Raw genomic sequence first — 8,249 nt, 5'->3', positions numbered from 1 at the left:
CCAGCAGAACGCGGGGCAGAACGCGGGCGGCCACCCTCAATCCCGCTTCGCGGGCCAGCTCCCGCCAGCGGGAGCCACACCAACCCGCAACACCACCGAACATCCCACTCCCTCGCACTCCGCTTTCCTGCTCCTTCGCAGCCCGCCTCTCTCCTCCCTCGCGCTCCGCTTTCCTCCCCTCTCTCACCCCGCTCCGCGGGCCAACCCCGCCAGCGGGAGCCGTATCAAACGTCCCCGCGCGTCCGTTTCCCACCGAGAACCCCTGCCTCCTAGTCAAGAACGGACGCAAATCGGGCCAGCAGCGGCCGTTCCCTACCAGAAGACTCTGCCTCCCAGCCGCAAACGGACGCAAAACCGCTTCCCAGCGGCCGTTCCCCACTAGGACCGGCAATCTCCTAGTCGAAAACGGACGCAAAAAGCCCCTACCGGAACGAATCCGGCAGGGGCTTTGTCAGTGCCAGCCGTCAGACAGCCAGGTCAGCCGTCAGACGGCCGCGAAACGGCAACCGCCTTACGCGCGGCGACGGCGCAGCGCCACCACGGCACCGCCGGCCACGGCCAGCAGCGCGAACGCGGCGGCCACGCCAGCCACCGAGGCGCCGGTCTTCGACAGGCCGGGCGTCGGCTTCGGCGTCGTCGGCGTCGGGGCCGGCTTCGGCGATTCCGGAGTGTCCTTCGCGGAGACCGCGATGCTGAACGAGCTGGAGAGCGCGGCCTTCACGTTCGCCAGCGTCGCGGTCACGGTCACCGTACCGGCCGCTGCGAACGGCTTGGTCAGGTCGACCACGTTACCCGCGGCATCCTTCGCGGACAGCGTGTACTCGCCAGCCTTCAGCGTGCGCGTGGTGCCGTCGCTCAGGTTGGCGACGACCGTCACGGCGCCGGCGTCGAACTTGTCGCCCACCTTCGCCTTGGTCTGCGTGGTCGTGGCGACGATGCTCTTGATGGTCACGGTCGGCTGCGGGCCGGGACCGGGCTCGGACTTCTCGTTCACGGTCACGGTGAACGAAGCAGCGAGCGCCGCGTCCGCCTTCAGAGTCGCGGTCACGGTCACCGTACCAGCCGCAGCAAACGGCTTGGTCAGGTCGACCACGGTACCGGCCGCGTCCTTCGCGGACAGCGCGTACTCGTCGGCCGTCAGCGCCTTCGTCGTGCCGTCGCTCATGGTGGCGGTCACGGTCACGGCCTCCGGCTTGAACGTGTCGCCGACAGTGAACTCGGTCTGCGAAGTGGAAGCCGCGATGCTCTTAATCGTCACCTCGGGCTCCGGCTCGGATTTCTCGTTCACGGTCACGGTGAACGAAGCAGCGAGCGCCGTATCCGCCTTCAGGGTCGCGGTCACGGTCACCGTACCGGCCGCAGCGAACGCCTTCGTCAGGTCGACCGTGTTACCCGCAGCATCCTTCGCGGACAGCGTGTACTCATCAGAGCCGAGCGCCTGCGACGTGCCGTCGGACATCGCCGCGGCCACGGTCACCGTCTCAGGCTTGAACGTGTCACCGACCGTGTACTCCTTCTGCGAGGTGGCGGCCGTGATACCGGTGATGGTCGGCTCGGGGGTCGGGTCCGGATCGGTCACGGTCACGGTGAGCTTGCCTTCGTCGAAGCTCTTGAGCGTGTCGGTGGACTGCGCGTACTTGCCGGTCAGTTTGAGCGTCGCGGTGGCCACGTCGCCGCTCTTGGCGGTCTCGGGCACGGTGACGGTCACGTTCACGGTCTTGGTCTCGCCCTTGGCTAGCGCGCCGACGGTGGCCGGCTGCGCGCTCCAGCCTTCCGGCAGGCCGGTCGGCGTGACGGTGGCTTCGGTGTAGTCGGTCTGGCCGTCGTTGGTGACGCTCACCGGAACGGTCGTGGTGGTCACGCCCTGCTTGACGGTGCCGCTGCCGTTTGCGGTCGCCGTCATGTAGCCGAGCCAGTCGAGGGAGAGGCGGGTGTAGACCATGTGGTAGCTGTCGACGCCGTTGTTCTGCCAGTCGGACTCGTAGAACAGGCCGTAGCCGCCGCCGGCTTCGTCGCTCAGCGCGACGATGACCGAGTAGCCGGTGTTGCCGGACTTGAACAGCTTGGTGTCGACGGTCGAATAGCCGTCCGCGCCGGTGGCCACGGTGCCGGACCAGGTCTGGCCGTCATCGAAGGAGATGCGGACGGTGCCGTTGTCGCGGCTCTTGTTGTTGTTCGGCGCGGAGTAGAGCAGGATTTTCGCCTTGGCGGAGCCTTCCGGCGCGTTCGGGTAGGCGCGCGTGATGTGGCCGTTGTTGTTCGGATCGGGCAGCTGGGTCTCAATCTTCACGTCACCGTAGGTCTCGCCGCCGTCCTTGGAGATGGCGACCTTGCGGAACGACTTGCCGGCGCCCGGTCGCGCGTTGACCATCACGCTGCCGTCGGACAGTTCGACGACCTTGTTCTCGTCCATGTTGGTGGAGGAGATCACGCCGCCGACCTTCCAGCTTTCGCCATGGTCGTCGGAGTAGATGGACACCGCGTAGTTGTTGCCGGAGACGGGTGCGACCGCGAACTGCTGGATCAGGCGGCCCTTGTGGGTGCCGTACTTGAGCTGGATGCCGGCGCCGGAGGTCGCGAAGCGGGAACGCCATGCGTTCTCGTGGCCCTTGGTGACCTGGTCGGTGATGATCTTCGGCTCGCTCCACGTCTCGCCGTTGTCGGTGGACTTGGTGACAGCGGCCTGCAGCACGCCGCGGGCGGCCGGGTCGGTACCCAGCTGGGATGCAGCAAAGCCTGCGTCGTACGACTTCACGAAGAACAGGAAAATGGTGCCGGTCTCACGGTCGACCACGTAGGACGGATCGGAGTAGCCGTACTTGTTGGTGGCGTTGCGGCCTTGGGCGACGTACTTGATGTCGCTCCACGACTTGCCGCCGTCGTCGGAGTAGCGCTGCACGATGCTGTTCGGCTGCGGGGCGTCACCGGCGAGCGGACGGAGGTCCCACGCGGCGAGGATGCGGCCGTTCTTGCCTTCGGCGAGCGCCGGGATGCGGTAGCTTTCGGAGCCGAACTTGCGCGCCGCGGCGAGCTCGACGGTCTCGCCGTCCTTACGCTCGGTCGGCGTGGACGCGGCGTCCTTGGCCGGGGTCTTGATGGTGACCGGGGTGCCGGTGACAACGATGTTGTCCTGCAGCACGGTGCCGCCGTTGCGATCGGTGGTCGCCTGGAACAGAGTGGTCGGAGTGAAGGATCCGGCGATGACGTCCTCGGCGGTGATGACATGGTAGCCGAGGTTCTCATTGTTGCAGGAGAACGTATCTGAGCTGCCGAACGAGGTGATGCGGCAGTTGTTCTGCGCAGTCACATCGGTATTCGTCAGGTTGGATTCCTTCGGGAACACGGTGACGTCACGGTCGGTCAGCTTCTTGTAGTCGAACTTGTAGCGGACTTTCTGACCGACTTCGAGGTTCTCGCCGAGCGTGTCCACGCGCTCGGTCGTCACGGAGATGTACTTGGCGTCGGGGTCAGGCGTGGTGACGGTGACCTTGGGGGCGGTGGCCGTCACAGTCTCCAGCACTTGGGTTCCATCGTCGTCAGTGGAGGCCACGAACGTCACCGTCGGCGTGAAGCCGCCGTTGGCCTTGTCGGTTTCGGTGACGTCATGATATGCCTTGCCGTCGCCGGAGCACTCCTGAGTGGCCTTTGCGCCCAGGTTGCGCCAACGGCAGGCGGGAACCACGCCGCTGAGGTTGGAGCTCTTCGGATAGGCGGTGAACGCGCTGTCGGTAAGGTTCTCGTACTTGACCTTGTAGGTCAGTCGGGCGCCGACGCTGACGCTGTCGCCGAGGCTGTCAGTGCGCTCGAGGGTGAGCTTAAGGTGCGTGTTCTTGTTGGTTTCGGCTGGCTTGTAGATGGTGTCGCCGGTGACGGTGAGCGTCTCGAGCACGTTGTCGCCGGTCGCATTGTTGGCGTTCGTGGTGGCCACGACGGTTGCGGAGGGCGTGAAACCGTTGGTCTTGTCGGCTTCAGTGACCACGTGCGTAGCGAAGTTGTTGGTGCCGTTCGTCTTGCACTCGCCGGTTGCCTTGGCGCCCAGCGTGTAGCGGCAGATTGGATAGGGCTTGTTCGTCGCCTGATTCTCCGCCACGTTGGTCAGCGTCGAAGCAGTCGGGTACGCGGTGAACTGCGAGCTGGTCAGGTTTTCGTATTTCAGCGTATAGGTCAGTCGGCTGCCGACCGCCGGGGAATCGCCAAGTTCGTCGGTGCGGGTCAGGGTCAGCTTCAGATGACTGCCGGACACTTCGCCGACGCCGGAAATCGGATCCGCCGCGACGGCGGTCATTGCCCCGGCAGGCAAGGTGATGAGCATGGCGGCAGCCACGATCAGCGCGTACAGTCGCCTGATCGGATTTGGCCGTGACGCATGCGTGGCATGTGATTGAGCCATATGGGTTTCCTTCTCTTCGTTGCACGTCGGGGGCGCGCGAGGCTGGGTCTGGCCGACCTTGGCCTGTGCGTCGTCATGCCGTCTTCGGCATGTGCGGCTTCATCACCGCCCGACGTTATCCGGTTTCCTGTTGTCTTATGCCCTCCGACGGATGCCAAACAGCCGCACCCGCCACAAGCACGTTTATTATAGGCTACATAGTTAACAAAATCCAGCCGGAATCGTGCAGACAAAACGTCACGCGGGCCGCCCGGCCCATGTGACGGTACTACGAAACCCATTGGAAATACTGGGAATCGAGTACAGCGTCACATGGGTCGGGCGGCCCGCGTGACACAATCGCGAGCCGCCGTTCGGCTTACGCGCGGCGGCGCAGCATCACGGTGATGCCGCCGGCCAGCGTCAGCAGCACGACGGCCGTGGCGACGCCGGTCACCGAGGCGCCGGTCTTCGACAGTCCAGGCTTCTTCGGCGCTCCGTCATCAGCTCCCGGCTTCGCGGCGACCGCGATGCTGAACGAACCGAACACCGCCGGATCCGTGTCCACCACGGTCGCGGTCACCGTGACCGTACCGGCCGCAGCGAACGGCTTGGTCAGGTCGACCACGGCACCGGAACCATCGACGGCGGTCAGCCGGTACTCGCTCGCCGCAAGATCACGCGTCGTGCCGTCACTCAGCTTCGCCGTAACCGTCACCTTACCGGCATCGAACTTGTCGCCGACCTTCGCGTTGGTCTGCGTGGTCACAGCCGTGACGCTCTCGATCGTCACCGTCGGCTCAGGCTCAGGCTCGACCGCCGCGACCGCGATGCTGAACGTGCCGGTGATCGGCGGCTCCACGCCGACGACCGTGGCGGTCACCGTGACCGTTCCGGCCGCGGCGAACGGCTTGGTCAAATCAACCGCGGTACCGGAACCGTCGACCGCGGTCAACTGGTACTCATTCGCCGCAAGATCACGCGTCTTACCGTCACTCAGCTTCGCCGTAACCGTCACCTTACCGGCGTCAAACGAATCGCCGACCTTCGCGTCGGTCTGCGTGGTCACAGCGGTGACGCTCTCGATCGTTGGCTCGGGCTCCGGCTCAGGCTCGGCCTCCGTGACCGTCACGGTCAGGCTGCCCTCGTCGAAGCTCTTCAGCGTCTCGCCGGACTGCGCGTACTTGCCGGTCAGCTTGAGCGTCGCGCCGACCACGTTTCCGGCCACCGCACCGTAGTCGGCGGTCACCGGAACGGCCACTGTCACGCTCTTGCCGGCGGGCACCGAGCCGACCGTCACCGGATCGGCGCGCCAACCGCCGGGGAATCCCTCGGGCGTGACGACGACATCGCTGTAATCGGTCACGCCGTCGTTGGTCACGGTCACCGGAACGTTCACGGTCGCCGCTCCCGTCTCCGTCGCCGTCACCGTGGCTGAGCCGGTCGCGGTGGCGGTCAGATAGCCGAGCCACTCCATCGAGACGCGCGTGTACGTCATGCCGGAGCCCTCGTAGAACAGGCCGAAGCCGCCGCCGGCCTCGGCGCTGAGCGCGGTGATCACCGAGTACGCCATGTAACCGGACTTGAACAGCTTGCCGGCGGACCAGGTTTCGCCGTCGTCGAACGAGATGCGCACGACGCCGTTGTTACGGCCCTCGTTGTTGGCGCGGGGGCTCGAATACAGCAGAATCTTCGCCTTGGCGGAGCCTTCCGGAGCGTCCGGGTAGGCACGCGTGATCTGCGCGTTGTTGTTCGGGTCCGGCAGGTTCTTGTCGTCGTGCAGACCGGTGTAGTTGACGCCGCCGTCGCTGGAGATCGCGACACGACGGTAGCCGGCGCCGCCCGGACGCGAGTTGAGCATGACGCGGCCGTCGGACAGCTCCACGACCTTGTTCTCGTCCATGTTCGCGCCGGTGACCGGGTTGCCGGACTTCCACGTCTTGCCGTGGTCGTCGGAGTAGACGGAGACAGCGATGTTCGCGTTGCCGGTGGTGCGCACCGCGTACTGCTGGATCAGGCGGCCCTTATGCGCGCCGTACTTGAGCTGGATGCCGGCGCCGGACGAGGCGAAGCGCGACTTCCACTCGTTCTCGTGGCCGGCGGTGATCTCCTTGGTGATGTTGCGCGGCTCGCTCCACGTCTCGCCGTTGTCGTCGGACTCGACGACGACCGCCTGCAGCACGTTGCGCACGTCCTCGACGCCCTGCACGGAGCCGAAGTAGCCCTGGTCATAGGACTTGACGAAGAACAGGAACACCTTGCCGGTCTCATGGTCGACCACGTACGACGGATCGGAGTAGCCCCACTTGCCGGCGGCGTTGCGGCCGGCTGCGACGAGGCGCGGCGACGTCCACGACTTGCCGCCGTCCTTGGAGATGCGCTGCACGATGGAGTTCGGGCTGGGCGCGTCGCCGCCGTCCGGACGCAGGTCCCATGCGGCGAGGATCCAGCCGTTGGGCGCTTCGGCGAGCGCCGGGATGCGGTAGTACTCGCCCTTGATCTGCCCGTTGGTGGCGAGCTGCAGTTCGGCGCCGTCCTTGCGTTCGCTCGGCGTGGAGGCGGCGTCGGCGGCGGGGCCGGCCACGGTCACCTTGTCGCCGGTGAGCACGATGTCGGTCTGCAGCACCTGCTTGCCGTCGCGGTCCTTGGTGGCGAGCCAGGTGGCGTCGGGCGTGTACTGGCGGTCGAGCACGTCCTGCGCGTTGATGGTGTGGTTCGCGAAGTCGCAGGTGCCGGTGGCGTTCGCGTTGAGCACGAGCCGGCAGCTGTTGTTCGGGTAGGTGGGCGCGTCGACGCGTTCGATGTTGGACGACTTCGGGTAGGCGACGATCTGCTGGTCGGTGAGGTTCTGCACGGTGAACGTGTACTTGAGGTTGTCGCCGAGCTTGACGTTGTTGCCGAGGCTGTCGGTGCGCTTCATCGTCACCTTGATTTTCTCGGTGCCGTCGGGCACGGTCGGCTCGTTGACGTTGACCTTGTCGCCGGTGATGGTGACGGTCTGCAGCACGTTCTGGCCGTTCATGTCGGACGTGGCGGCGACGGTCGCGGTGGGCGTGAAGCCGTTCTTCACGTCGTCGGCGGTGACGACGTGGTAGGTGAAGCTGTTGGTCGCCGTGCCCTTGCATTCGGCGGTCTTCCCGGCGCCGAGGCTGCTCCAGCGGCACACGGGGGCGCCGTTGGATTGCGCGGTGACCACGCCGTCCATGTTGGATTCCTTCGGGTAGACGGTGAACGCGGTGTCGGTGGTCACGTTCTTGTAGCCGAGGCTCCAGGTGAGGCGGTCGCCGACTTCAACCGTGGTGCCGTTCGTGTCGGTGCGGGTGAGGGTGAGCTCAAGGTACTGCTTCTCGTCGGCCGCAGGGGTGGTGGCGGACGCTGCCGGCGCGGGGTTTGCGGCGGCTGCGGTTTCGACGCCGGCCGGCAGGATGACGAGCATGGCCGCGGCTGCGGCCAGCGCGCCCAGCTTGCGCCACGGCGATGGGTTGGGTGATTGGTTCATGCGGGTTCCTTCTCTCCTGCGTCGGCGGGGTCGCGGCTGATTGCCTCGGCCTCGTGACCGTGTCCTCTTCGGCACGTGCGGCTTCCTCACCGTTCGACGTCGGGGATGGGTGGGTGTTTCTCTGTTGGGTTTCGTTATGGTTTGGTGATTGTGACGGACCGTCCGGCGTCTCGTCCATCGCGACGCCGAAGGCTGCTGAATCATCGCTTATTATACCGCATGACTGCCCACGTGATTGAGTGGCGGATTATCAACGACCGTGTTTGTTGTTTTGATGGGTGGGTTGATATGACGAGAGGCTTCTAGGCAGAATGGGTGGTGCCTTAAACCTATCCGTTCTAGCGAAGGAGCCTCCATGGTCAAGGGTAGCAGTGCCAGTGT

The 8,249-nt window shown here is 65.6% G+C and carries 2 protein-coding genes; both read right to left on the bottom strand.

All coding sequences use genetic code 11. The annotated features are described in order from the left end of the window. Positions 1–511: 511 nt before the first annotated feature. Entirely contained in the window at positions 512–4,390 is a 3,879-nt protein-coding gene (locus F7D09_RS10840; protein ID WP_152235501.1) for an exo-alpha-sialidase, read from the bottom strand. Between the two features lie 358 nt (positions 4,391–4,748). Next, the gene (locus tag F7D09_RS10835; RefSeq protein ID WP_152235500.1) at positions 4,749–7,868 is read right to left on the bottom strand and encodes an exo-alpha-sialidase; all 3,120 of its coding nucleotides are present in this window, start codon (positions 7,866–7,868) and stop codon (positions 4,749–4,751) included. Positions 7,869–8,249: the final 381 nt, after the last annotated feature.

Origin of the sequence: Bifidobacterium leontopitheci, assembly GCF_009193355.1 — a bacterium.
Lineage (GTDB): Bacteria > Actinomycetota > Actinomycetes > Actinomycetales > Bifidobacteriaceae > Bifidobacterium > Bifidobacterium leontopitheci.
The sequence above is the reverse complement of the archived record's forward strand: the minus strand, read 5'-3'. Positions and strand labels throughout refer to the sequence as shown.

Excerpts from the sequence above, each read along its gene's own strand:
- F7D09_RS10840 (WP_152235501.1), bottom strand. The coding sequence starts at position 4,390 with ATGGCTCAATCACATGCCACGCATGCGTCACGGCCAAATCCGATCAGG.
- F7D09_RS10835 (WP_152235500.1), bottom strand. The coding sequence starts at position 7,868 with ATGAACCAATCACCCAACCCATCGCCGTGGCGCAAGCTGGGCGCGCTG.